The 2,561-nt window shown below is 55.0% G+C and carries 2 protein-coding genes; both read left to right on the forward strand.

The window, feature by feature from the left end:
• Nucleotides 1-2: 2 nt before the first annotated feature.
• Nucleotides 3-1,298 (forward strand): murein biosynthesis integral membrane protein MurJ, encoded by a 1,296-nt coding sequence (locus FBQ85_29100; protein ID MDL1879190.1) that lies wholly within the window; start codon nucleotides 3-5, stop codon nucleotides 1,296-1,298.
• Between the two features lie 48 nt (nucleotides 1,299-1,346).
• Nucleotides 1,347-2,561, forward strand: a 1,215-nt coding sequence (locus FBQ85_29105) for an AsmA family protein (GenBank protein ID MDL1879191.1), incomplete at its 3' end; no start/stop codon positions are given.

Here is a 2,561-nt window from a genome sequence, read left to right on the forward strand (position 1 = left end):
AAATTATTTTTTGCGTGTTTGGCGCGGTGTTGACGCTGCTGGTTGCTCTGGCCTGGCTGCTGGCCCCGCAATTGATCGCCCTCATCGCGCCCGGCTTGACGGATCCCGCCATCATCGGCAAAGCCGTTCGCATGACGCGCATCATCATGCCGGCGCAGTTGTTCTTTTTTGCCGGCAGCCTTTTAATGGCCGTGCAATTTGCCAAAGAACGGTTCAAGCGGCCCGCACTCGCCCCGTTGCTGTACAATCTCGGCATTATTTTGGGCGGTGTGTTGCTGCATCGCTGGGTCGGCATCGAAGGCTTTGCCTGGGGCGTGCTTGCGGGCGCTTTGGCAGGCAATTTATTGATACAATATCAAGGCGCGCGCCAGGCCGGCATGCGTTTTTCTTTCTTGTTCGAGCTGCGCCATCCTGAGCTGAAAAAATATATTCTGCTCACTCTGCCGCTGATGCTCGGACTTACCATGACGTTTTCCACGGAATTCTTTACAAAATTTTTTGGTTCCTATTTACCGGAGGGCGGCATTGCTGCACTCAATTATGGCTTGCGTGTGATGTTGATTTTGGTAGGATTTTTCGGGCAGGCCGCGGGCGTGGCCGCGTTTCCATTTCTGGCGCGCCTGGCGGCGGAGGGAAAGATGGCTGAGCTAAATCAGCTTTTAAACGACACCCTGCGGCGTTATATTGCCATCGTCATTCCGGTTTCGACGTTGTTCATGGTGTTGAGTCACGAAGTCATTCGCCTGCTTTTTCAACGCGGCCGGTTTGACGCCATCGCGACGGCGCGCACCTCCGAAGTTTTGATCTTCCTCATGATCGGCGCGTTTGCCTTTGCCGCGCAAACCATCGTGGTGCGCGGCTATTATGCCGTGCAGAACACGTTGTTTCCGACGATTGCCGGCACGCTGGCCGTGTTGACGAGTGTGCCGATCTATTGGCTCGGCATGAATCAAATGGGCATTCGCGGCGTGGCGCTGGCGATCTCGCTTTCCGCGATTCTGCAGAGCAGTTTGCTCTACTTCCTGTGGAACCGCCGCAGCAAAAATGCCGGGAGTCGATTCGTCTATCGCTTGTTTGCCAAGATGATTTTCTTGAGCGTGATTGTGGGCGTTGTGCTTTACCGTCTCAAACTTGCCCTCGCAAGCTATGTCGATGCAACGACTTTGGGAGGAAGCTTGCTGATGTGTTTGATTATCGGTGCAGTGTTCGTAGTGATGTTTGTTGCGAGCGGATTTGTTTTTCGGATTGAAGAAGTTAAGGGATTTGCACGGCGATTGCTTCGTCTCCTCGTAAGATGAAGCGCTGGCATAATCAAGACCAGGGCGAACGGGCGCGTTTTTAAACCAATGAAACGATTTCTAAAAATTATTCTCGGGCTGTTCGGCTTGCTTGTGCTGCTCTTGCTGGCAGCAGCCGCACTCACGCAAACGCAGCGTTTTCGCGATTGGCTGCGCGATGAGATTGTCGCAGCGGCGCGGGAAAAGATCAACGGCCGCCTGGCGCTGGGCAAGATCGAAGGCAATCTCATTTCACAATTCAGAATCACAAATTTAACCATCACCCGCGACGGCGAAACGGTTGTGCGCGTGCCGCGCCTTGAATTCGGTTTTTCGCCGCGGGAGTTGTGGGATCGCCGCGTGTTGATCAATCTGCTTCTCATTGAAAGCCCGGCCATTCATCTCCGCCAAAATCCCGACAGCAGTTGGAACGTGCAGAATTTAATTGTGACGGATACCACGGCAATTTGGCCGATTGTCTTGCCGAAAATCAGAATTCGCAACGCCGAGGTGACCCTCTCCCCGTTGGATACTGCGAGTTTTTTTTACCGGCGCGCGGTGCAAAATCTGAATGCCGAGTTGTTGGTGGAATATACCACGCCGCAAACCGTGCTTGATCTCCGCCGGCTCGCGTTTAATGTGACCAATTTTCCGTTAGCCGTTTCTGAAAGCAATGCACATGTCGTGCAAACGGCTGACGCTGTGCAAATTGACAAACTGCAAATCACGGTCGGCGGCTCCACCGTCACCGGCAATTTGCGGGTGCGGGATTTCAAGCAGCCGAGTTATCGCGTGCAGCTTGCCGCAACACCATTGCAACTGGATGATTGGCATGCCCTGGTTCCCCAGCTTTCAACCCAAGGCCCGTTGGAAGCAAGCCTGCTGTGCACGGGCAATTGGGATAGCGTGCTGGTTGATCTCGAACTCAAACACGAAGCGGGGGAGGGCCGTTTGCTCGCGTTTGCGCGCCGCGATTCGGGGCGCGTTGGCTACACGCTCGATGCGGATATTCGCCGCGCCGATCTGGCGAGATTACTGCCGGAGCGCGGGCCGCATTCGCATCTCAATCTGTCGTTGCGCGCGCAGGGCGATCGTTTGAGTCTTGACAGCTTGCAAGCAATGCTCCACCTCACAGCGGACTCCTCCCGCCTGGGCAATCATGCCCTCTCTAATTTTGTTTTGGAGGGCGCGGCCCGCAATAATGACTTGCAAGTCGATTTGCAGTTGCAAACGCCTGCGGGAGAGATTTCCGGTGCTGGCCGGGTGCGCGATCTCTCCGGAGCG

The organism is Cytophagia bacterium CHB2 (genome assembly GCA_030263535.1).
Classification (GTDB): Bacteria; Zhuqueibacterota; Zhuqueibacteria; order Zhuqueibacterales; family Zhuqueibacteraceae; genus Coneutiohabitans.